Annotated in this window: 18 protein-coding genes; 5 read left to right on the top strand and 13 right to left on the bottom strand. The window is 39.2% G+C overall.

The genetic code is table 11. The features are described 5' to 3' along the window. Window positions 1-242: 242 nt before the first annotated feature. Complete coding sequence (locus P8O16_RS15755) at window positions 243-1070, bottom strand: hypothetical protein (RefSeq protein ID WP_300316395.1); 828 nt, start codon at window positions 1068-1070, stop codon at window positions 243-245. 201 nt (window positions 1071-1271) lie between these two features. Here P8O16_RS15755 and P8O16_RS15760 point away from each other — a divergent pair, with 201 nt between their 5' ends. Then, window positions 1272-2801: a SulP family inorganic anion transporter gene (locus tag P8O16_RS15760; RefSeq protein ID WP_300316396.1), complete on the top strand. Its 1530-nt coding sequence runs from the start codon at window positions 1272-1274 to the stop codon at window positions 2799-2801. A 127-nt stretch (window positions 2802-2928) separates the two neighbouring features. Here P8O16_RS15760 and P8O16_RS15765 read toward each other — a convergent pair whose 3' ends face one another. The 3 genes from P8O16_RS15765 to P8O16_RS15775 form a co-directional block, all read right to left on the bottom strand. Then, window positions 2929-4197, bottom strand: coding sequence for a serine hydrolase (locus tag P8O16_RS15765; protein ID WP_300316397.1), 1269 nt, complete (start codon window positions 4195-4197; stop codon window positions 2929-2931). Between the two features lie 105 nt (window positions 4198-4302). Then, on the bottom strand, window positions 4303-5799 hold the full coding sequence (locus P8O16_RS15770) for a trypsin-like peptidase domain-containing protein (RefSeq protein WP_300316398.1): 1497 nt from the start codon (window positions 5797-5799) through the stop codon (window positions 4303-4305). Between the two features lie 169 nt (window positions 5800-5968). Then, complete coding sequence (locus tag P8O16_RS15775) at window positions 5969-6397, bottom strand: Hsp20/alpha crystallin family protein (RefSeq protein WP_300316399.1); 429 nt, start codon at window positions 6395-6397, stop codon at window positions 5969-5971. A 247-nt stretch (window positions 6398-6644) separates the two neighbouring features. On the opposite strand from P8O16_RS15775, the gene P8O16_RS15780 reads away from it, so the two are divergent. Next, complete coding sequence (locus P8O16_RS15780; protein ID WP_300316400.1) at window positions 6645-9182, top strand: mechanosensitive ion channel domain-containing protein; 2538 nt, start codon at window positions 6645-6647, stop codon at window positions 9180-9182. A gap of 41 nt (window positions 9183-9223) precedes the next feature. Here P8O16_RS15780 and P8O16_RS15785 read toward each other — a convergent pair whose 3' ends face one another. Beyond that, entirely contained in the window at window positions 9224-9415 is a 192-nt protein-coding gene (locus P8O16_RS15785; RefSeq protein ID WP_075349718.1) for a cold-shock protein, read from the bottom strand. Window positions 9416-9501: 86 nt separating this feature from the next. Between P8O16_RS15785 and P8O16_RS15790 the strand changes: the two genes are divergently transcribed. Further along, window positions 9502-9996: a histidine phosphatase family protein gene (locus P8O16_RS15790; RefSeq protein WP_300316401.1), complete on the top strand. Its 495-nt coding sequence runs from the start codon at window positions 9502-9504 to the stop codon at window positions 9994-9996. On the opposite strand, the gene P8O16_RS15795 is transcribed toward P8O16_RS15790, so the two are convergent. The 7 genes from P8O16_RS15795 to P8O16_RS15825 form a co-directional block, all read right to left on the bottom strand. Beyond that, a complete protein-coding gene (locus P8O16_RS15795) occupies window positions 9993-10727 on the bottom strand; it encodes an SDR family NAD(P)-dependent oxidoreductase (RefSeq protein ID WP_300316402.1) in 735 nt (244 codons plus the stop codon). The two genes, P8O16_RS15790 and P8O16_RS15795, sit on opposite strands and share 4 nt — an antisense overlap. Window positions 10728-10760: 33 nt before the next feature. Further along, the gene (gene hslU, locus P8O16_RS15800) at window positions 10761-12158 is read right to left on the bottom strand and encodes an ATP-dependent protease ATPase subunit HslU (protein WP_300316403.1); all 1398 of its coding nucleotides are present in this window, start codon (window positions 12156-12158) and stop codon (window positions 10761-10763) included. A gap of 70 nt (window positions 12159-12228) precedes the next feature. Beyond that, window positions 12229-14709 carry an endopeptidase La gene (lon, locus tag P8O16_RS15805; RefSeq protein WP_300316404.1) on the bottom strand — a complete coding sequence of 827 codons (2481 nt, stop codon included), beginning with the start codon at window positions 14707-14709 and terminating at the stop codon, window positions 12229-12231. A gap of 158 nt (window positions 14710-14867) precedes the next feature. Beyond that, entirely contained in the window at window positions 14868-16889 is a 2022-nt protein-coding gene (locus P8O16_RS15810; protein WP_300316405.1) for a hypothetical protein, read from the bottom strand. A gap of 97 nt (window positions 16890-16986) precedes the next feature. After that, entirely contained in the window at window positions 16987-18255 is a 1269-nt protein-coding gene (locus P8O16_RS15815; protein ID WP_300316406.1) for a hypothetical protein, read from the bottom strand. Between the two features lie 151 nt (window positions 18256-18406). Further along, entirely contained in the window at window positions 18407-19723 is a 1317-nt protein-coding gene (gene rseP, locus P8O16_RS15820; RefSeq protein WP_300316407.1) for an RIP metalloprotease RseP, read from the bottom strand. Next, complete coding sequence (locus P8O16_RS15825) at window positions 19723-20889, bottom strand: 1-deoxy-D-xylulose-5-phosphate reductoisomerase (protein ID WP_300316408.1); 1167 nt, start codon at window positions 20887-20889, stop codon at window positions 19723-19725. Before P8O16_RS15825 ends, rseP begins: the two co-directional genes overlap by 1 nt. Before the next feature lie 222 nt (window positions 20890-21111). Between P8O16_RS15825 and P8O16_RS15830 the strand changes: the two genes are divergently transcribed. Then, a complete protein-coding gene (locus P8O16_RS15830; RefSeq protein ID WP_300316409.1) occupies window positions 21112-22557 on the top strand; it encodes a trypsin-like peptidase domain-containing protein in 1446 nt (481 codons plus the stop codon). Between the two features lie 48 nt (window positions 22558-22605). After that, entirely contained in the window at window positions 22606-23022 is a 417-nt protein-coding gene (locus P8O16_RS15835) for a nucleotidyltransferase substrate binding protein (RefSeq protein WP_300316410.1), read from the top strand. A gap of 27 nt (window positions 23023-23049) precedes the next feature. On the opposite strand, the gene dnaA is transcribed toward P8O16_RS15835, so the two are convergent. Continuing rightward, window positions 23050-24465 carry a chromosomal replication initiator protein DnaA gene (gene dnaA, locus P8O16_RS15840; protein WP_300316411.1) on the bottom strand — a complete coding sequence of 472 codons (1416 nt, stop codon included), beginning with the start codon at window positions 24463-24465 and terminating at the stop codon, window positions 23050-23052. Window positions 24466-24513 lie beyond the last annotated feature (48 nt).

The following is a 24513-nucleotide window of genomic DNA, read 5'->3' on the forward strand; positions in this document are numbered from 1 at the left end:
TTACCTGGACGAGTTTTGTTACAAGCTCAACAGAAGATACTTCGGTCAAAAACTCTTTGACAGACTCATCATTGCTTCGATTTAATCATACTGGCAAGATTGCGGATATACATATAAAAAAAATTCAAATTTTACTTGATTAATAAAGCTTATTTCAATTTGAAGAAGAATACCGGAGTGTTTTTATGAATTGCACTAAATCTGGAATTTCTTCTTTCCATTTAACCTTCTGAAGGCGATGTTTAATTACTTACATCGCCTTCAGATTTATCAAGAATCAAGTCTTGAGATTTATTTCGAGGTCGAAAAAAATCCATTTTCACAAGTCCTTTTTCATATTGAAAGTCGGTAGGGTATGCTGATACAATCTGTCCCATTTTGATACTGTCAAAATAGTCTTTCTCCTCTGGAGATTGAGCGGATTTGATCGATAAGTTACCATTGAAGTAATACTCCTGTAGAAATAATGTAATACCAGCGTTGGAGCGATGCACCACTTTTCCTTGGATTTGTTCTCCTTCCTCCATCTTCTCGAGAATTATTTTGACACTTTTTCGCTGCGGGATGTCGAGTACATATGCACAGACTTTTTCCTCATCTTCACTTTTAGTTAAAATAAAACGAACCCAATACCCAACTTTTTCACCGAGCCATTCCTCAGGTTTTTTGGAAGATAAACTTATGTTTACATTGACTATCGCTTGGGTTTCTCGATGTCGGATACAGAAGTTTTTCCCGAAACTCATCAGGGTTCCCACAAGAAACTCGCGCTGAGTACTCATCCGAATCATATCCAGACGATGAAAGTTTGCCATCCGAATCAATCCAGCTGCAACCGGCGGATCATCATCTCTAAAGTTGGGCCTTAAGGTAAAGGATACGGTATCTCCAACCGTGGCATAGTATCGCTTGAGAATCAAACCTTCTTCTAGATCGACTATAAAATTTTGCTCTGATTGATAAAAAAAATATTTTGTACCACTCTGATCCTCCACAAAACCAAAATGCTTTTCAGGATTAAAAGACACAATCTCTCCAAAAATCCGACTGGCATGTATAGAATCTTCCATGGCAAAAAAATACAAACTGAATTGTTAATTTTAATGCTTTCTAAAAAAATATTTTGGAGTTTTTTTTTAAACCTTAACTAATCAGTAATCCATTACCAAATAAAATTCGGTTTAAATCAATTTCCTTACCTTTGCCCCCTTGATTTACCTGAGAAAGGGGGGAATTGAAAAAATTCCTTCTTGCCTAAACCTATTATTCCGATGAAGAACTATCTCAACCTCTTTGACTTCAGTCAGCGAGTCGATTATAAAACTGAAGTGCTTTCTGGACTTACGGTCGCAATGGCTCTGATTCCAGAAGCAGTTGCTTTTGCATTCATAGCAGGTCTTTCTCCACTTACTGGCCTATATGCCGCGTTTATGATGGGGTTGGTAACTTCCATATTGGGTGGAAGGCCGGGAATGATCTCTGGCGCAACAGGAGCTGTGGCAGTAGTGATCGTTTCACTGGCTGCTACGCATGGTGTTGAATATGTTTTTGCAGCAGTAGTTTTGGCTGGAATACTTCAAGTATCTGCAGGAGCTCTGAAACTCGGTAAATTCATGCGTCTAGTTCCACATCCCGTGATTTTTGGATTTGTAAATGGTCTGGCGATTATCATTTTCATGTCCCAACTAGATCAGTTCAAGGACAGTACCGGTGCTTGGCTAACAGGCACTTCACTCTACTTGCTTCTCGGATTGGTACTTTTGACTATGCTGATTATTTGGGGATTACCGAAATTGACCAAAGTAGTTCCATCTTCCCTAACAGCAATTTTGGTTGTATTTGGGGTAGTATCCCTTTTAAACCTAGACACAAAAACCGTCGGTGATATTGCCAGTATCCAAGGTGGCTTCCCTCCTTTTCACCTACCGGCAGTTCCCCTGACTTTTGAAACCCTACAAATTATATTTCCCTATGCTGCAATTGTGGCAGGAGTTGGATTGATCGAAAGCTTATTGACACTGAATATTATCGACGAAATCACAGAGACCAGGGGTCGAGGTAATAAAGAAGCCGTAGCGCAGGGCATTGCAAATATGCTTTCAGGAGTATTCTCAGGAATGGGTGGCTGTGCGATGATTGGTCAGTCGCTGATCAATATCTCTTCCGGAGCTCGTGCGAGACTTTCCGGTATTGTCGCTTCCGTGATGCTTTTGGTATTTATCATGTTTGGAAGTAGTCTAATTGAGCAAGTGCCAATGGCTGCTCTAACCGGTTTGATGATCATGGTATCAATAGGAACCTTCGAGTGGGCGAGTTTAAGAACCTTCACCAAAATGCCAAAATCAGATGTATTCCTGATGGTTTTGGTCACCTTGATCACTGCAGTGCTACACAATTTAGCATTGGCTGTATTGATCGGAGTGATCTTAGCTGCACTATTCTTTGCCTGGGATAATGCTAAACGAATTCGAGCTCGTAAATCAATTGACGCAAATGGGGTTAAGCACTATGAAATGTATGGCCCGCTTTTCTTTGGATCTGTAGCTGCTTTCGCAGAAAAATTTGACATTCAAAATGATCCAAGCGAAGTTATTATTGATTTTGCGGAAAGTAGAATCGTGGATATGTCGGCGATCGAAGCGCTCAACCGGATTACAGAACGCTACCTGAAAGTAGGAAAGACTGTCCATCTGAAACACCTGAGTCCAGATTGTCTCAAGCTTATTGCCAATGCAGACAAATTGGTCGATGTCAATGTGATTGAAGATCCAAAATACAAACTAGCGATTGATAAGCTTTAAATAGCTGCTATAAACCAGCATTCCATTCGGAAGGAAAATTAAAAAGGATCAAATCTTCTGACTTGATCCTTTTAACTTTGTGTTCTTCGTGTCACACCTCAGCGATCGCTGTGGTTAAAAAAGCAGCTTATTCCACTGCCGCAAAAACCATTTGTCGGAATTTCCAACCGGTTTGATCTCCGTTTCCGCCTTGGGTTTGCTTCATCAGGATTCCAATCGTTTTGGTCACCGGATCAGCAAAATATTGGGTATTGAAATAGCCTCCCCAATCAAAGGTTCCGACACTTCCATTTCCCCCGTTTAGAAAACCTGCTTCGTTAACGATTCCAAATGCTAGCCCATAGCTTTCCGCTCCGCCAGAAATCAAATCCCCCACTTGGTTGGACATGATGAGTTCGATGGTTGTAGGACTCAAGATTCTTTTCCCATTATATATACCTCCATTAAGATACATCTGAAGAAATTTAGCATAATCCTCTGCAGTGGAACTCAGCCCTGCTCCTCCGGAAAAAAATGCTTTCGCTCCCTTCTTAGGATAATCCGGATCATAAAAAGTCACTGGCATTGGCCGCCATTGCCCATTTGCAAATTGATGAACTGTAACCAGCTTTTCTCCTTGTGTTTCATTTAGGTAAAATCCGGTATTTACCATTGTCAAAGGCTGAAAAATCCGAGTTTTCAAAAACTCGTCAAAGGGCATTCCTGATACAATCTCAATAAAATAACCCAAGACATCTAGGCCTTCAGAATACGTATATTTTGATCCCGGATCATGGTGGAGCGGAAGCTTTGCAAGCTTCTTGATATTTTCCCCAATGGTAACCGGCTCCGTGGTATATAGATCAATGATTCCTGCTTTTTGATAAATCATTTTCATCCGCTCATCACCATCAATCATCCCATAGCCAATGCCGGAAGTATGTGTAATTAAATCTTTAACTGTAATCTCTTTTGAAGCAGGCCGGGTGGAATAGGTACTATCTGCAAAACGAAAACCTGTTATCACCTGAGGATTTTTGAATTCAGGAATCCACTTCGAAATTGGATCGTTCAGTTGAAATTTCCCCTCCTCCCAAAGCATCATTACCGCAGTAGAAGTAATCGCTTTAGTTTGGGAGGCGATTCTAAAAATCTGATCCTTCTCCATTTCACGCTGGGAAGGCAGATCAGCTAATCCTTTCGCGGAATGGTAAACTATTTTCCCATCTTTGACAATCATCGCCACCAAACCAGGAATATGATTGGCTTGGACGCTTTCCTCGAGCATCTGATCGATTCGATTGATTCGATCTTGGGAGATTCCTTTGGGAGGTGCCGTGCTGGCAGGCATTAACACTTGAGCATGCAATCCGATAGCGATCAAAAATGCTAAACTGGCTATTAGGGCTTTTTTCATAGATAATCAATTTGTTAACCATCAAATTACAGAAAGCTTTTGAATAGACATAAAAAAAGCAGGCTGGAAAATTCCAGCCTGCTGTCAATTAGAAGTTCGGGGTGATTAATCAACTTCTACTTCAAAGTAGTATTCTGTCCCATCCTGGAACATTCCAAGCACTACAATTTCTTCTCCCTGAAGATCATTTAAAATCTCAACAAGTCCTTCAGCACCTTGCACTCTCACTCTTCCATCACTAGAAATAATCGAGGTGATGATAAATCCAGGTCTAGCACCTGCACTCCTCCATTTTCCTCCAGAAACTGTACTGATCACAGCTCCTCCTTGGATTCTCAGAGCCTCTTTTAGTGAATCTTTGATATCTTCAAAAACTACTCCTTCAAATTCAAAAGTCTTAGGAATCACTTTTTTCACGATATCTGTATCCCCAGCAAAATTTTTCAGAGTTGCAGTTGTCTTATAGGTCTTACCCTCTCGAATATATTCCACTTCGACTTTATCACCAGGTCGTTTTCTAGCAACCATTTCCTGAAGATTTGCGACTGAATTGGTCTTTCTTCCATCAACACCGATAATGATATCACCTTCTTTCAATCCTGCTTCTTTGCCGCCACTATTATCATTAACTCCTCCGATATATACACCTTGCTCCACTGGGAATTCTTTTCCTAAGAACTCTCCTAACTCAGGACTGATGTCTCGAATATTCACTCCCAATAACCCTCGCTGCACAGTTCCATACATCATCAGATCATCCATAACTTTCTTGACAAGCGTACTTGGAACAGCAAAGGAATACCCGCTGTAGGAACCTGTTTTGGTGGCAATAGCAGTATTGATTCCGATCAATTCTCCTGCTAAATTAACTAATGCCCCTCCTGAATTCCCCGGATTTACTACCGCATCAGTCTGCAGGAATGATTCCACCTGAAGATTATTTTCTACGTTCTCAAGAATCCCAATATTTCTCGCTTTTGCAGAAATAATCCCTGCTGTAACGGTTGAGTTTAGATTAAAAGGATTACCAACGGCTAGAACCCACTCTCCAACTCTAGTTTTATCTGAATCGCCAAATTTCACGAAAGGCAAACCAGTAGCTTCAATTTTCAGGAGTGCTAAATCTGTACTGGGATCAGTACCAATAATTTTTGCTACATAGCGCTTATTGTTTTCAAGGGAAATATCAACTTTGGTAGCTCCATCCACTACGTGATTGTTAGTCACGATATAACCATCGGACGAGATAATAACTCCAGAACCGGAACTCATCGGCATAGGCCGCCCCTGATCCCCTCCATCTCGTTGAGGAAACTGGAAGAATTCCTGAAGTGGATCACGCTGCTGCCTTCCTGAATAAGAAATAGTCGTATTTACATGAACGACCGCAGGAGTTACGATCTCTGCGGATGCCACGAAGTTGATTCCATCGGGAATCGTAAAATCTTTGTCTGACAACAAGTTTACAAAACTTGTTTGTTGTTTTTCATCAAAATTTGACTGGGGCTGGGGTTGAATAAAAAAGCTCACACCTGCCAATGCCACCACACCACCTATCAAGGAGGCTAGAAACATTCCTAAGAAGAATTGTTTTTTGCTCATATCTTTTATTCTTTTTGTTGTAACTGATAAACGAACTACAGGAATTAACATTCCAAAAACCGGGCTTATTTCTGCGTCAGAATCTCCAAATTAACAAGAATTAACCGCTTTTTTAGGCTCTTATTAAACTAAACAAAATATAAAGAGTGGGGTTTTCCCACTCTTCACATTATTTCACTTCGATAGCCTTTTTTACTTCAGTTTTCTCTTTTTTAGGAATAAGTACTTTAAGAAGTCCGTCTTCATAAGTCGCTTCTATAGCATCTGCTTTCACATCTTCAGGCAGAAAGAAAGATCTTTTGAAAGAACCATATTGACTCTCAATACTGTGAAAATTTTTACCTTCTTTCTTTTCTTCCAGCTTTCGCTCACCGGATATGTTAAGCTTACCATCAACAAATTCTACGTTGAAATCTTTCTTCTGAACTCCAGGAACTGCCACATGGATTTCAAAATTCTTCTCATCTTCGGCAATATCCACTGCTGGATTAAAGGGCTTCTCTATAGCGCCAAATGAATCATTGAAGAACTTATCCAAAACACTACTAAAGTTTGATGGATACATTGGATCAAGTTGGTTTGTCTTTACGATTTTCATAATAATTGTTGGTTTTAGTGAATAATTCAACTTTAAAATCAATTTAGAAAAATCCGTTCCACTACTATTTTTAAGTCATTATGACTTATTTTTCCTGAAAATTGATGGAGAAGACTGCCTATCTGGCAGAAAAACAGAGGTTTTTGTATTATTTTTACTTTTACTAAATTGAAAACTCAGATTAAAAAATCATTTGTCAATCTTCGCTTTTACTTTCAATTTGGTAATTAGTAAAAACCCAAAAAATATGTCAATCCGAGCTTTGTTCTTCCTTCAATTTTTTTTCTTTGGATTATCGTTTTTGGGTTTCGGACAATCACAAACACTCCCTGATTCTACAGTAAATGAATCTTCTTTGGTTGTTGATACCCTTTTCTTGACTTCAAAGGAAAGCGTTAAAAACAATCGTATTGGTACTTATTTGAGCCAAGTGCTAAAAGGGTCAAAAAATTATGCAATTGAACTCGGGAAATTAAAACTAATCTTATCTGAATTCCCTGATACTACTGAAATCAGTGAACGTTTACCTACTTTAAAACAATCGACTGAAACGTTGAAGGACTTGACCTCAAGAGATCGTGATTTATTGAATCAGCGCTACTTGAAAGGTGTAGAAAACTTTATTAAATCACTTGAAAATGAAAAGGAATCTTATGAAGTATTAGTAAATCGACGGATGGATGATCTAATTGATGTCGGTAAGTCACTTGCAAGTATTCGTAATGACTCCTTATTGAATCTTACCTTACGAGACACCACAAGTTTCCCTCTAATAACCAAAGAAATAAATAATCTAAAAACCACCATAATAGAATTGGACAGCGTCCTCTTCCAACAAGAAATAATCCTCTCAAATTTTCAAGCGAGTCTCTCAGAGATTACGATTTCAATACTCGACTTATCCCAATTTTTTAAGCAAAGCTCTGTAGCAATCAGACAAAGATCATGGCAAAAGGAGGTTAATTATATCTGGGAGCCCAAAAACTACAAAAATCAAGTCCCAGTAACGACTGAATTTTTAAGCTCCATTAAGGTAAATATGTTTGTCCTGAAAAGATATTTAGAGGAAACCCAAACCTTACTTGGGATTCTATTTATTGTAGTCCTCCTTCTCTATTTCAAATTAAAAAGCATACTCGATTCCATATCAAAAAGAAAAGAATTTGCTGATATTATCTTGGAGCGTGTAACCTATTTAAGAAAAAATCTTTTTGCTTCTTGCATTATCATCGTTTTACCCATTTTTTTTCTTTTTTTCACTAATCCGCCCATTGTCTTTAGCTCGATCTTTTCACTCATCATGGTTCTGTTTTCGGGACCTATCCTACTTTTCCATTTTGGAAAAAGGATCTTTCTTATTTGGTTATTATTCATGCCTCTTTATTTGGTAGGACCTACTATCGGGCTTCATTGGCAACTAACCTATGCTGAACGTCCGATTATTTTTGCAATTGCATTAGGAGGCTCACTTTTGGGAATCTTGATGTTTAGGGAGACAAAAGGAAAGGTATTTAATGAATCCTGGGTATTACAATTTCTATCAATTTTTATTTTGGCATTTTCAATTTTCTCTTTGGGAGCCAATTCATTGGGGAGATTTAGTATTGCAAAATCTTATGTCATCCCAGGAATCACGGGGTTTTACAGAGGACTTGCACTTTTCTTGTTTACGCAGGTCTGTCTAAAAGCAATCTATCTGTGGATCGAATCTAGAAAAAAAGAGACTGATGTCATCTCCACATTTTTTGATTTTCAGGAGATTCAAAAAAGAATTCAAAGTATCTTAAATATTCTGGCTTTAGCCATTTGGACCTATAGCATTATTTATTACCTGGGTTTCTTCGATCCTTTATATGATTCAATTGTTAAATTTCTTTCAGATGAACGGACTTTGGGTAATGCTACTTTCGAGTTTGGCACTATACTTCTTTTCTTCCTGATTTTAATAATTTCATCTTTTCTGGCAAATAACATCGCTTATTTTGCTTCTATTCAGGATCAAAAAATCGCCCAATCAAGAACAAAGCGACTCGGTAGCTCGATCCTTTTGATCCGTCTTGGAGTCATAATAATCGGCTTCTTTATAGCGATGACTGCTGCCAAAATCCCTTTTGATAAGCTTACGATTGTATTGGGAGCCTTATCTGTTGGTATCGGTTTCGGTTTGCAAACCATTATAAACAATCTGGTATCAGGGATAATTTTAGCTTTTGAAAGACCGATTCAAATTGGTGATGAGATCCAAGTCGGTACGCTAATGGGTACTGTCAAGGAGGTTGGAATTCGAGCGAGCAAAATACAGGCTTATGATGGATCTGAAATAATATTACCAAATGGTGATCTGCTTTCTCAAAGTTTGATTAATTGGACTTTATCGGATAAGAGAAAAAGAGTAGAACTTATGATAGGCGTGGCATATAATTCGGATATGGAAAAAGTAAAAACCCTGATAGAAAAAGAGCTGGAGAATGAAAAAATCTTAAGCACCCCTAAACCTAAGGTCTTGATGCAAAATTTTGGAGATAGCTCGGTCGATTTTAGAGTATTGTTCTGGGTAGAAAGCTTCGATTATTGGATCGATATCCGAGCAGAAGTCATGAGTGGTATCTTTCAATCTTTTGCTGAAAATAATATCGAAATACCGTTTCCGAAACGAGATCTATATTTAAAATCTGTTCCATCTTCTTGGCAGGAAAAAATCTCCAGACCGTCTGAAAACATTTCCATTCCAACCAAAGAAAGTGATCCAAAAAGCGATGAAAACAAAAAATCCTCCGAGATCTAAATCTCAGAGGATCAATTAACAAGAACTTCAAAAATGCTTTATTAGGCTCTTCTGACGTTAACGGCATTTGGTCCTTTTTTGCCATCCTTGACGTCGTATGTAACTTTGTCGTTCTGGGCAACCTGGTCCACCAATCCGGTAGCGTGTACGAAAACTTCGCTTTGCGTGTCATCGTCTACGATAAATCCGAATCCTTTGGCTTCATTGTAAAATTTTACTGTTCCGGTAAACATAATAAATTGTTATAAATAATAAATAATTGCGTTAAAAGTAAAGATTCAGATAAAAAAAACAAAATAATCGTCTCTATTTTAAGGGTATGAGAAAAATAATCTTCCTGCGGCACGCAAAATCATCTTGGGATAATGCATATCTCGAAGACCATGATCGTCCACTTTCCGAGCGGGGATTACGAGACGCTCCAAGGATGGCCAAACGCCTTAAGGAAAAAAACATTATTCCGGATCTTATTCTTTCTTCTACTGCAAAAAGAGCTAAACAAACAGCCGAAATAACAGCTAAAAGTCTGGGATTAAGTCAATCCATCATTTGCTTCGAGAAAAATCTTTACCATGCTTCTCCAAAAGAAATCCTGAACCAAATCAAAATACATGCTGACCAATCCATTGAAACCTTGATAGTGGTGGGGCACAACCCCGGATTCAATGATGTCATCGAATACCTCGGGGGATCGATCGAAAATTTACCTACAGCTGGTCAATTTGGATTCAAATTATCCATTCGAGAATGGTCTGAAATCTCACCAGAAAAGACTGAAGTTTGGTTTTTTGACTATCCGAAAAAAGAAAACTAAGGCAAATCAAAATCCCTTACATCCTGAATTACCCCTTCAAACTTATCCGGATTACTCAATAAATAATCTATTTTCCGAGACACGGCCTCAGCCGAAGAAAGCGCCCCCTGAGACTTATAACTTTTGAATCGCTCCAAATCCGGAAAATCATCTTCACGGACCGACCTTATCTCACCCTGCATCCCTGTATCCACTATTCCCGGTGCCAGACTGAAGAAACGAATTCCGGTATGCTCATTTTCCTTTTCGCAGACCTTCGAAAACATAGCTAAAGCAGCCTTACTACTACAGTACTCCGACCAACCTGAAACTGGCTTATGAGCTGCTCCTGAGCTTATATTACATACTATCCGCTTAGAATTCTGATTTTGATACGCCGCTACAAATGCATTTGTCAAACAGATCGGCGCTAATAAGTTGATGCTCATCAATTTTTTAAGATTGGAGGGTTGGAGTTTTCCAACTGGCTTAATTTCTCCAATCCATCCTGCATTATTTATCAAGTGAATTTCCTCAAAATCTCCTTTGGGAAATAAATTTTCTAAGACCTTTTCCAATTTATCGAGCTCGCTAAAGTCAAGGCTTATCTCTTTAAGTTGAGGAAAGTCCAAGCCCAAACAAGTTCTGGAAATAGCAAGTATTTCAAATCCTTCCTTTTGTAAGTAAGTATCCAGAATAGCTCTTCCGAGTCCTTTACTGTGACCGGTAAGAATTAATAATGATTTTGCCATAATGAAAAAAAGCACCAAAAACGGTGCTTTAGATTAAAGTATGTATTGAGAAAGATCTCGATTTTTGACCAAGGTACTTAAGCGATCTTGAACCATTTCACGAGTTACCATTATCTTGGAGTTAGCCTCGATTGTATCAGGGACATCAAACAGAAAGTCATTTAACAAGTGACTCATCACTGTATGTAATCTTCTAGCCCCGATATTTTCCACTTCTTGATTAATCAAAAATGCAAGCCGCGCAATTTCCTCGATTGACTCATCATTGAATTCCAGGTATACTTCTTCCGCTTCAAAAAGTGCCTGATATTGCTTTGTCAAAGCATTTTTTGGCTCTCTCAGGATACGTGAGAAATCCTCTTGAGTCAAGCTTTGCAGCTCCACTCGAATTGGAAACCTACCTTGAAGTTCAGGGATCAAATCGGAAGGTTTAGCTACATGAAAAGCACCTGCAGCTATAAACAAGACGTGATCCGTATTGACTACTCCATATTTGGTATTTACAGCGGAACCTTCCACGATAGGAAGTAAGTCACGCTGTACACCTTCTCGGCTGACATCCGGTCCACCTCCACCTTTGCCTGATTTGGAAGCAATTTTATCAATTTCATCGATGAATATGATACCATTATTTTCAGCAAGCTTAATTGCTTCCTCTTTTACTTCATCAAAATCGATCAACTTTGACATCTCTTCCTCAAGTAATACTTTTCTAGCCTCGGAGATTGACAGCTTTCGTTTTTTTACTTTTTTAGGCATCATGTTGGAAATCATATCCTGAAGACCAGCCATGCTGGCATCGTCCATCATTCCATTTCCAATCATTCCTACTCCTACAGGAGATCCAGCTTTTACATTGATCTCGATTTTCCGATCATCAAGTTCACCATCTCTGAGTTTTTCTCGGAACCTCTCCCTGGTTCGCTCATTCAATTCATGATCATTAGACGGTTCTCCAGATTCATTAAGATCCACCGTTGCATTTCTGGTAAATCCTGCACTTTTGACAGGTGGAATCAGAATATCCAAGATGATCTCTTCCACGGCTTCCGAAGCTTTGACTTTGACCTCCTCGTTTTTCGACTCTCGAACCAATGCCACAGATTGCTCCACCAGATCTCTAACCATACTCTCGACATCTCTTCCCACATAACCTACTTCGGTAAACTTTGATGCCTCAACTTTAGTAAAAGGTGCATTTGCAACTTTGGCTAGTCTTCTGGCTATTTCGGTTTTACCAACTCCTGTCGATCCAATCATCAAGATATTATTGGGAACGATATCCTTTTGAATATCTGATTTCACCATCAGGCGGCGAATCCTATTTCGAAGCGCAATGGCAACATTCCGCTTGGCATCATTTTGACCGATGATATATTTATCTAACTCAGCAACAATTTGTCTTGGAGTTAGTGATGGAATTTGACTCATGTTTTTTTTGGTTTAACTCTGGAATATCCTGCCAGAGTAGAATAAAACTTGTACTTCCTGAATCGAAAGTTTAATCGTTTTTAGCACTGGGTTCTGGAGAAAAACTAAAATGAAGAGGACGGTCTACTTTTGATTTCAAAAGTGCGATATCCAACACCTCTTCTACTCGATCTACAAAATGAAAATCGATTCCTTTGATATATTGTTCATCTATCTCCTCAATATCCCGCTTATTTTTTTTACAAAGAATAATCTCTTTAATTCCAGCACGCTTGGCAGCAAGAATTTTCTCTTTAATTCCACCGACTGGCATCACTTTTCCAATCAATGATATTTCTCCAGTCATTGCTACTTTAGCTTTCACTTTTCGCTGTGTGTAAACTGAAGCCATTGCGGTAAGCATGGTAATACCTGCTGAAGGACCATCCTTTGGAACCGCTCCTGCGGGCACGTGAATGTGTAGATCATACTGATCAAAGACACGGTGATCTATCCCCAAGGTTTCAGCCTTCGATTTCAAATAAGATAACGCAGTCATTGCAGATTCTTTCATCACATCTCCAAGTTGACCAGAAAGTGTCAGTTTCCCTTTTCCTCTACTCAAACTAGACTCAATAAATAAAATCTCTCCTCCTACACTTGTCCAAGCCAATCCTGTAACTACACCTGCCACACTATTGTCTTGGTAAATTTCCTTGTCGAAAATCTCCGATCCAAGAATTCTCCGAATTGCTTCCGGGGTGATTTTTGAATCATATTCTTCTTCCATCGCAATGGATTTAGCCACATTTCGAACTACTTTACCTATGACTCTTTCCAGACTTCTTACACCAGATTCTCTAGTATAGTCTTCTATCAATTTCACCAAAGCCTTTTTCTCAAAAGTAATTTGGGTAGCCTTCAAGCCATGCTCCTTTCGTTGTTTTGGAACAAGATGCTTTTTAGCGATTTCCACTTTTTCTTCTTGGGTATAGCCCGTTACTTCAATGATCTCCATACGATCTCGAAGTGCGGGCTGGATTGTATCCAACGAATTAGCTGTTGCGATAAACAACACCTTGCTCAGGTCATATTCTACTTCTAAATAGTTATCCAAAAAGGCAAAATTTTGCTCGGGATCAAGTACTTCAAGAAAGGCTGAACTTGGATCGCCTCTAAAATCTGAGGATAGTTTATCAATCTCATCCAATACAAATACCGGATTGGAGATTTTTACCTTCTTCATATTCTGGATGATTTTTCCAGGCATCGCTCCAACATAAGTCTTTCGATGACCTCGAATCTCAGCTTCATCATGAAGACCACCAAGTGACATTCGAATGTATTTTCTGCCCAAGGCTCTGGCGATGGATTTTCCTAATGAAGTTTTTCCAACGCCCGGAGGACCATATAAGCAAAGAATAGGACCTTTTAGATCATTCTTTAACTTTAATACAGCGAGGTATTCAATGATTCTTTCTTTGACTTTCTCCAAGCCAAAGTGATCACTATCTAAGATTTTCTTGGCATGCTTCAGGTCAAAATTGTCCTGCGTATATTCATTCCAAGGCAACTCCACCATCGTCTCAGCATAGTTGAGTGCAATTGGATATTCTGCTGCAGCAGGATTGATCCGTAGTATTTTGTTAAGTTCTTTTTCGAAGTGATTATGAACCTCTTGATTCCAAAGTTTCAGATCACCTCTTGCACGAAGGTCTTCCACCTCTTTTTCAGGCCCTTCTTCCCCAAGCTCGGTTTGAAGTACCTTCATCTGTTGACGTAGAAAATAATCACGCTGCTGCTGGTCAATATCGGTATGCACTTTCTTTTGAATCTCGGACTTCAACTCCAGCATCTGGATGTCTTTCATCATAAATTCAAGCAAAAGGGTTGCCCGCTCCACTCCATCGTTGATTTCCAACAGGCGCTGCTTCGATTCAACCGGAGCATTGATGTTGGATGAAAGGAAATGGGTAAGGAATGCCGTATTGTCAATATTATCCAAAGCAACTTGCGCCTCACGCGGGATCTCTGGATTCAAATGAAGAATTCGAGTTGCCGAGTCTTTCAAAGACTCCTCCAGTGCCTGGATTTTTTTGGAGCTTTTTGGAAAGTTCTCCTCCAAGTAATCCACTTTGGCAATGAAATAAGGATCATCAGTAACCTGCTCCTTAATCCTGAATCGTTTTTTCCCCTGTATAATTATCGTCGTATTTCCATCAGGAAGCACTATCATTTTGATGATCTTGGCGATTGTCCCTACTTGGTAAATATCTTCCCATGAAGGGTCATCATTACTTGCATTGATCTGAGCACATACTCCAATCAACTTATTTCCCTTTTGTGCTTTCTTTACCAAACGGATTGATCGCTGTCTCCCCACAGTAATTGGAATCACTACTCCAGGGAAAAGAACAGTATTTCTAACAGATAGAATCGGAATTTCCTCCTCGAAGCCTTCCTTTCCAGGTTCTTCACCTTCTTCTTCGGTGATTAGTTGGATCAAATCCCCTTCACCTGCAAACTCCCCTACCATTAGATTTTGAAATACAGTATTTTCGAATTGGCTCATATAGACAGATTGACAGATACGCTGTCGGTTTATTGCTAAAATAAAAGAAGAACCTTCCAAAAACGAAGGTTCTTCCTAAAATGTCAAGGGCTATGCCAATTGAGGCGAATGGTCAGATTGGCAGATAATCAGGTACATTTTAATAATTTCAAAACTAATCAATCAAAATATTCTGGATCAATCCTAAAAAGTAAAGACCTGGAGGTATTGCCCAGGATTATTATCTCTCCATCTGACATAGCCATGGTATTGGCCAAAAGCGGGTAAAAACGCGCCCTACTTTTTACTTTTTTTGCCTCAATATCAAGTTGGATATTTTGCCCTCCCTGATGAAAATATGCGTAATTCCCTTGAACAACCACATTAAAGCCATAAGTGGGATAGTCACTATAATCCAAAATCTTTTCAAGTTGGAATTGTTGAATGGAAGAATCCCAAGTAAATAACCCAAATTCCAAATTCGAATTCTTATCAGGGCCTAAGCCTAGAACATATAATTTACCTCCATATTGAAAGTCAGCATAGGTATTTACAAAAAACTGGTTATTTCCTTCAACCCTATCCCACTGACTTTTGCTGAATTCATAGCTGTACCTGAGGTATTCCATTTTTCCATCTTTGTAATTCCATAAGTCAAAAAACAACTTGCCTTCTACTACAAATGTGCCTATCAAATTGCCATTTTCGGGAATATTTCCAAGTTGGCGTAAATTCCCACTCTGTGGATCAAATTCAAAAAAGGGAGCTGGACTTTGCGATTCAATTTCGCTGAAATTAGAAAAGTAAATTTTGTTATTATGCTGCTCTACAAATCCAAATCGACTATTTGGGGTTTTCGGAAATACTTGGATCTCCTTTATGCTATTCTGGGATAAATCGACAGAATAAATTTTATCTAAATCGATCAAGTAACTCTTATCTCCTAAACTGACCGACATTAATTGATTAAGTAGACTTAAACTTGAAGGAAGTCCTAAGATTGGAAATACAGGATTTTGATAAATAAGGCTAAATTTTGTGCTTGACTTTGATCCGAAATTATTAAGGTAAAAGTCAAACTCCCTTGCGGTAAAAGGCCCTGTAGGAAAAATAGAAAAATCAAAACTAGTGTTTGATACGGAAGAAACATTCAGCTCAACCTCCTGAGGATAAGAATCAAAGATAATTTTACTACCTAAAGCCTTTGTATTAATATTTTGCCCCTTTACAGTAAAAAGAGAGTTATAAGATTTTTCAACGAACTGTTGCCCCGCTAAAACATTGCTATCATTGATTTTTATTTGATTTGTCGTATGCTTTCCATTGCGGATCCTAACCTCAAGAACAGGATTTTTCTCTTCAAAATAAGTGTCAGGCTGAAATCTGATCGTCTCATCATCATGATAGACGACAGGAAGTGATTTAGGAACAACCCCGTTGAAATAAACCACCTGTATGCCGTTAGAGAATAAATATTCTCCTTTCAACTCCCATTCATCAGCATAATCGAGTGCTCTCTCCGGTCCAAATTTAGGTTTCTTGAATTTCAGGTTGATTGGCAAATCATAGATTTGATCACTTATTTGGACCGTAATCTTAATGATCCCCTGCTCAAAAATCCGATCGTCATATCTGAATTCCCTTGGGACTTGGATTTTAAATCCTTCCAGAGAATAATCAAAAATGGGTACTTCCACATCTTCGAATTTCACCTTTAACAAAAACTCAGTAAAATCTTTGAGATTTGCTGCCTGGATGGTAATAGTGTCACCGAAGTACACCTCTTCGTTAGAAATTATATTTTGAAGGATGAAATTTTTAGACCCTTTACTTACAAAGTCGATGGCTTCAGAATAGTAAGTCGTGTTCGAGGTTCGAAGAAACGAAGCCACATAATAAGTTTTACCATTGAGTAAATCCTTATCAGCCTTAAGGGTAAATGACTGTGGCGGCACTCCTGCCAAAGACACTTTGGGGTCTGAATCTAAATCAGGCCGATCAGAAACCCCATAGACAAACCCATATTCCAAAACAGGATCTATCCCCAAACTTTTGACTTCCGCACTGAACTCTGCACCATTTTCATCAACTAAACCAACGGTCGGAACCGACACACTCATACCAGATATCGGTATCAAATCCTCTTCCTTGCAAGACCAAAGCAAAAATAAAATACAAATAAGGAGTCCAAATGCTTTCATGTGTTTATAATTTGCTTTTCAGTTGCCACATGGAATCTCGCATAGGTTACAATCATTCCAATGTGTGTCGATTCCGACATGCTCGATTTCATAGATCCTAAAATTCTATTCCAATTTGAAAAGAAACGCCTGCACGACTGAAACTTGATCGCTTCGCCAAAATATTGGTTGTATAGTAATCCAGCTGTAAATCCCCCTGCAACTCTGAGAAGATGACCATTTTTCCAAACGGGAATTTTGCGCCTAATTTCAATCCAGGCACAAAGAGTCGATCTACTCCAACCAAAAATGAGTCTTCGTATAGATTAGTTCGTTCACTATTTAAAAACTGTTCTTCAATCATTGCCCCTTTTGATTTTATACTACTAAACCAGACCGATGTAACCAGTCCAGCATAGACATCCAAATTTTGTCGCCTAAATACACTGTAATTGAAACTTAAAGGGATGAACAAATTGGTTTCGGAAAATTCTTCCGAAGCGGAAATCCTCACAACTCCCGGTCTCTCGAAGCTGCTTACAAAATTCGAATTCAAAAGCTCCACCCCAACTCTGAAATCAATTGAAAGCCTTGGTAACTTTCTGAAATCATGCAGACGTATTCCGGCCTGAAGTCGCTGAGTCATTTTACCGTCCAAGTCATTAATCTGCCCTGTTTCCACAGATCTGTCATAAATCGAGGCTGAACCCAAGCCGGCCATCACAACCGGTGAAACTTTTAAGAATTGAACATTGCTGACGTGGACTTTATAGGGTAAACCACTACACTCGTGATACTTGCTGAATAAACGAATAAAATCCAACTCCTCCATTTTTGTGTTTTCAATCAAGTCATTCAGTTGAGTACCACAGTCACCTGCCATCTGGATTTTTAGGGTACTAATGTATGCCTTCACATAGCGCTTGAGCTTATTTCCATCGATTTGCCCTTGAGTATAAAACGCCCTCAATTCAAGCATTTCAACACCGTTGTCTAGAAAATATCGATTATCATAAAAATTAAGCTGCAATTCCCCTGATAGCAGTATTTGGACAAACTTTGGGTCAGATTCTCCTGGAAGAGTTTTGGTCATGAAGAATCGGGAATTAGTCAACCCAAATGCCTGTAAATCTTTAGGACTATAGGTAGTCTCTACTCCATCATTTGCAAAAACCACAGCCCGATAAGTAGCTTCATCATATTTACTGATGATCTTGCCAAATACCTTAACACCGGATTGAGTAATAATGAAATCCCCGACTTCTCCAGTACTTGGATTGATATTTCCCCAGATACTTTCTGGAATAAATCCGCTTTGAGCATTAGCGGAAAGTGAAAGGATCAGAAGTAAAAAACTTACTACCCCAACTGCAGTTTTTCTCATCATACGTAATGAAATTTCCTGCATAACTATTAAAAAAAATTGAACTAATACACAAAAGAGTAAAAAATAGTTTTTCAATTAGTGACTAGGCCTAAACAATAAAAAAACCGAGCCTTTCAGCACGGTTTTTTTGAAAAGAATTGGGCGCTAATTATCAACCAGTAAATATTTTCAGAATATCATTTCCTATCGCAAAGACCATCAAAGCAAGCAAAACTACCATCCCGACTTTCTGAGCATTCTCAAGAAATTTATCCGAAGGAGCCCTACCTGAAATCATCTCATACAATAAGAAAATAACGTGCCCTCCATCCAATGCTGGAATCGGAAGTAAATTCATAAATGCAAGAATCATAGAAATCAAACCGGTAATGCTCCAGAATTTTGTCCAATCCCAGGAATCACCATAAATCTTTGCCATCCCGATCGGTCCAGAAACATTTCGAGTCGAAACTTCTCCCGTAAACATCTTCCCAAGTGCTTTAGCATTTACAATCACCACACTGAAAGCTCTTTCTGTTCCTTTGGACACGGCTTGTGCAAAACCATATTCCCTGCGAACAGGCTCAATCAAAGGCTTAACCGCAATATCAATCGTCCCACGCTCTGTTACGGCTACTTGTGTAAAAGTGGTGTCACCATTAGACAGCAGGGTAATTTCAGCTTCTTGACTTTTAACTTTTGCGAGCTCGGATTGCAACTCGTCAAAATAATTCACAGGATTACCATTTACAGCCAAAATCTTGTCTTCAACGGTGATCCCAGCTTGATCTGCTGCGCCGCCTTTATCAATAACTGACAGTGCAAAGGGATATCGAATTTCAACGAAATTACTTAACGCTTCTTTGCTGTCAAATGAATTGATAAATCCACGAGGAATATCGATTTTCATTTGCTGGCCATCACGCTCAATTGTGTAAAAACCATTTTCACTCAACAAAGCCGATCCACTACTCAGATCATTAATTGAAGTATAAGGTTCTCCGCTGATATCCAGAATTCTATCACCAGTCTTAAGACCAATAGATTGTCCGATATCATACGCTACAATACCATTTTCCACGACTTGATCTCTGGAAAAATAGGTCTCCCCATTATTATAAACCAGGTAGACAAAAATGATGATACCTGTAATCACATTGACGATTATACCTCCGAGCATGACAATTAATCTCTGCCAGGCAGGCTTTGATCTAAATTCCCAAGGCTGAGGTTCTGCAGACATTTGATCCGAATCCATAGATTCATCAATCATCCCAGAAATCTTTACAAATCCTCCCAAAGGAATCGCTCCTATGGAATATTCTGTTTCTCCCCATTGGAATCCCGCAATTTTTGGAGGAAATCCGATCGAGAACTTCTCTACCCGCATGCCAAACATTTTGGCGGTAAGCAAGTGGCCCAACTCATGTAATCCAACCAGGATGGATAATCCCAGCAGCAATTGGCCCACCATTATTAAAGTATCCATTATTTATTCTTCTTAATTAGTTCTTGTGTAATTTCTCTAGCTCTCAAATCGGTGGCAATGTAATCGTCCAAAGTTGGATGAGCAATAAACTCAGCTTTTGCCAATGCTTCCCCTATCAAATCAGACATTTCCAGAAAGCCAACTTCTTCCCTCAGAAAAGCAGCAACGACAATTTCATTCGAAGCGTTCAAAATGCAAGGAGCGTTTCCGCCTTTTGCCAAGGCATCAAATGCCAATTGAAGGTTTTGAAAGGTGTTTTTATCAGGTTGCTCAAAAGTGAGATTAGGATAATTTAAGAAATCAAATCGCTCAAAATCACTTTTCAGTCTATCTGGATAACTTAAAGCAAACTGAATTGGCAAACGCATATCCGGAAGTCCAAGTTGTGCTTTCAAGGATCCATCTTCAAATTGAACCAGAGAATGAACAATACTTTGCGGGTGCACGATGACATCGATCTGTTCAGTTTTCAACCCAAAAAGCCATTTAGCCTCAATCACTTCCAACCCTTTGTTCATCAGAGATGCAGAGTCAATGGTGATTTTGGCTCCCATTTCCCAATTAGGATGTTTAAGCGCTTGGGCCTTAGTGACAGACTTCAGAAATTCCCGATCTTTTCCACGAAAAGGCCCACCGGAAGCGGTTAGGATAATTTTTTCGATGGGATTATGAAATTCACCCACTAGGCACTGGAATATAGCCGAGTGCTCCGAATCCACCGGATAAATATTTACGGCATTTTCTTTTGCCAAAGCAGTGATAATTTCTCCAGCCACTACCATGGTCTCCTTATTGGCCAGTGCAATTTGTTTACCTGATTTAATGGCATGGACTGTAGGGATCAAGCCAGAATAACCCACCAAAGCAGTAAGTACTACATCAATGGTTTCCATTTCCACTACTTGAGCAATTGCCTTTTGTCCAGCAAAGACTTTGATATCTTTTGGAATTAAGGCTTCTTTTACTTTCAGATAGTGCTGCTCATTTCCAATTACTACAGCGTTTGGGTTGAACTCCAAAGCTTGTTCGATCAATAAGTCAGCATTATTTTGAGCTGTAAGCACTTCAACTTGAAAGTCGGAAGCATGTTGGCGGATCACCTCTAGAGTTTGGGTACCTATACTTCCGGTACTACCTAAAATGGCTACGCGCTTGGGTTCTGTCATTCGTTTGGATTTTGATCAAATAAAAACCTTCTCAATTTGCAGAAGGTTTTATTATCAGGCTGACAAAATTACAAGATGCCTAGACTTTTTACATACAATTCGGCAGTTTTTCCGAAATGGGCTGATTTTTGTCCAAATGAGGATCAGTTCAGAAGGAATACTTCTTAAAAAATGTGAATCACTCGATCAACGACGAGTTCTTCCCGTCAAAAGAAAAAGCTTATGAATAATTCAATCAAAACAATCGGAATCTCTTTTTCCATGGGCCTTTTAGGCGCAGCTATTTGGACCAATTTCTTTTTAAATGATCCGAAAACTGGGATCATGCTAGAAAATCGGGATTCTCAAGAGATAAGTTTTACCAATCAATTTGCAAGTGGAAATGAGTCTACTTTTCGAAACGACCCTCCTATCTCATTTGTAGAGGCTTCAGAAAACAGCACAGAATCCGTGGTGTTTATCAAAAATTTTTCCGGAACAGACCCCAGAAGATATAGTATGTTTGACTATTTTTTTGGAAACGGGCCCTCACAACAAGTAAGTACTGGATCAGGCGTAATCATTTCGGAGGATGGCTACATTGTTACAAATAATCATGTAATTTACAGAGCAGAAACAATTGAGGTAATTCATAAAAAAAGAACCTATACCGCTCGATTAGTTGGGACAGATAAAAACACGGATATCGCCGTATTAAAAGTTGAAGGGGTAAAACTTCCGGCCATCAAAAAAGGAAGCAGCCGTGATTTGAAAATAGGAGAATGGGTGCTTGCAGTCGGAAATCCATTTAACCTGACCTCCACCGTGACCGCTGGTATAGTATCTGCTAAAGAGCGGCAGATCAATATTCTTGGTGGTGATTTCCCGTTGGAAAGCTTTATCCAAACTGATGCCCCAATTAACCCAGGCAATTCTGGAGGAGCTTTGGTGAATATCAGTGGGGAATTGGTAGGAATCAATACAGCGATCCTATCAAGAACAGGCTCATACACGGGCTATGGATTTGCAGTCCCAGTAGATATAGCGATGAAAGTAGCAAATGACTTGATCCAATATGGAGAGGTTCAAAAGGCAATACCAGGAATCGAGGCAGTAGAAATCACGCCTGAACTTGCAGAAGAAATGAAGCTAAACACCCTGGATGGAGTCATCGTATTGCACGTGCTCAAGGATGGGGCTGCCTACCAAGCAGGAATACAGAAAAATGACGTCATCACAAAATTAGGAGATCAAGCTATCACCGGAATGGGAAGTTTTGAGGAAGCCCTATCTTATTATTATCCTGGTCAAAAACTAACGGTATCTTTTAATAGAGGTGGTTCCACAAAGACTACACAGCTTATTCTTCAGAATTTAGAAGGTGGGGAAGGCGTGCTCAAGCGAGAGTATTTCAGTTCGGCCATCCTTGGAGCTAGGCTAGAGGCTGTAAATGCGATCGAAAAAGATCGATTGGGAGTTGATTTTGGTGTAAAAATCACAGCTTTGACTCGTGGATATTTAAGAGATCTTGGGTTGCGAGACGGGTTTGTGATCACTCAAATCAATCGTGAGTCTGCTAAAGACCCCAAAATAGTCGGTAAATACTTAGAGGAATTCAGCGGAAAATTACTTTTGGAGGGAGTAGCTCCAAATGGGCAGCCATTTATGCAAAGCTATAATGTGAGATGATGATGCCTTTTTAAAGAATTTTAGTACCTTTTTAAAAAGATCACTAATATGAAATTTCTCCCAAAAAGCTGCGAAGACTGTCTCAGTGAATTTTCTACTGCACTTGATGACTTACGGACATTTATCAAACGTGCTAAAAATGGAAACTTGACAGAAGCTCAATCACGAGAGTTGATCATCAACTTTGAAGTTACTCATGAGTTGGCTCTAAAAGTTCTTACCGCCTATTTCAAAAAAGAGGAGAAAGGACCGTTTACAGGCTCAAGGGATTTAACTGTTGAGGCTTTTCATGCTGATCTGATCGATGATGGTAAGTCTTGGCTGGACATGATTATTGATAGAATCCAGTACAATCCAATTTATGCTATAGATACCCAAGGGAAGTTTTTAGATAATATTCAGAAAAAATATCTGAGACTTTTGGATCGTTTTGAAAACACGATGGAGAAAAAAATGGAAGCCTAGTATCGAATCAGCTGATATAACGCCGATTTAATAAGATCGCATCTTGAATTTCTTCTTCAATTCGTTTACTGCGTTTCGAAATGAGGAATCCGTCTCCATGATATCGTTGACAGTCGTGATTGCATGAATAACAGTAGAGTGATCTCTTCCACCAAAATGATACCCAATCGACTTAAGCGAATGATTTGTGAATTCTTTGCAGAAATACATGGAAACTTGACGAGCTACTACGATTTCTTTCTTTCTGGTTTTTGCTTTTAGATCTTCGATTGCAATGCCATAATATTCGGCAACTGATTTCTGGATAAAATCAATTCCCACCTCAGTTTCAATATCCTTGATGATATTTTTCATCACGGTCTTAGCCAATTCCAAACTGATTTCGACACGATTCAAAGATGCATGAGCAATCAAAGAAATCAGGATACCTTCCAATTCTCTGACGTTGGTATCCACCGTGTAGGCCAAATATTCTACCACATCATCAGGGATAATAATCCCTTCTGATTGCATTTTCCTTCGAATAATCGCTACTCTGGTTTCAAAATCCGGCATCTGAAGATCAGCTGTCAATCCCCACTTGAATCTGGAAAGCAATCGCTCTTCAAGGCCTTTCAAATCCCGAGGAGGACAATCTGAGGTCATGATGATTTGCTTTTTACTTTGATGCAAATGGTTGAAAATATGGAAAAACATCTCCTGAGTTCGGTCTTTTCCTGCCAAGAACTGAATGTCATCAATGATTAATACATCGACTTGCATGTAGAAATTGGTGAAGCTTTTGACATTTCCATCCTTAATCGAATCCATGAATTGATTCACGAATTTTTCAGAAGAGACATAAAGCACAAATTTATCCTCAGGACCATTTTTGATCTCATTACCGATCGCCTGTACAAGGTGGGTTTTCCCCAGACCAACTCCACCATATACCATAAGTGGGTTGAAAGAAGTAATCCCAGGTTTGGTTGCCACTGCAAAACCTGCAGACCTGGCAAGTCGATTACAATCTCCTTCTATATAGGTAGTAAAAGTATAAGTAGGATTTAAATTACTGTTTGTAAGTGCCTCTGCATTGAGCGATTGCATCTCAAAAGGAGTCTTATGATTCTCCTCCACAGTAGGTTTTTTAGAACCCGAATTACCCTGCGGATAGGAGACTACGTAAGGTTGATTCGATGAATTACCCTTATCCACTACCACAGCATACTCTAATTTACCTCCCTGACCAAGTGTCGTTTTGATAGCAAGTTTTAAGACTTGAACATAATTATCCTCCAACCACTCGAAAAAAAACTGGCTAGGCACCTGTATGGTAAGGTTTGTACCTTCCAACTTAACAGGATTGATAGGCTTAAACCAAGTTGAAAAGCTCTGCTCATTGACGTGCTGTTCAATAACACGTAAACACTCATTCCAAACTGCGGTAGCTTCTGAACTCATTAGAGAAGATTTCTGAAAAACATTGACCCGAAGGCGGGTCCAAGGGTG

It is taken from the genome of Algoriphagus sp. (genome assembly GCF_029254265.1).
GTDB lineage: Bacteria > Bacteroidota > Bacteroidia > Cytophagales > Cyclobacteriaceae > Algoriphagus.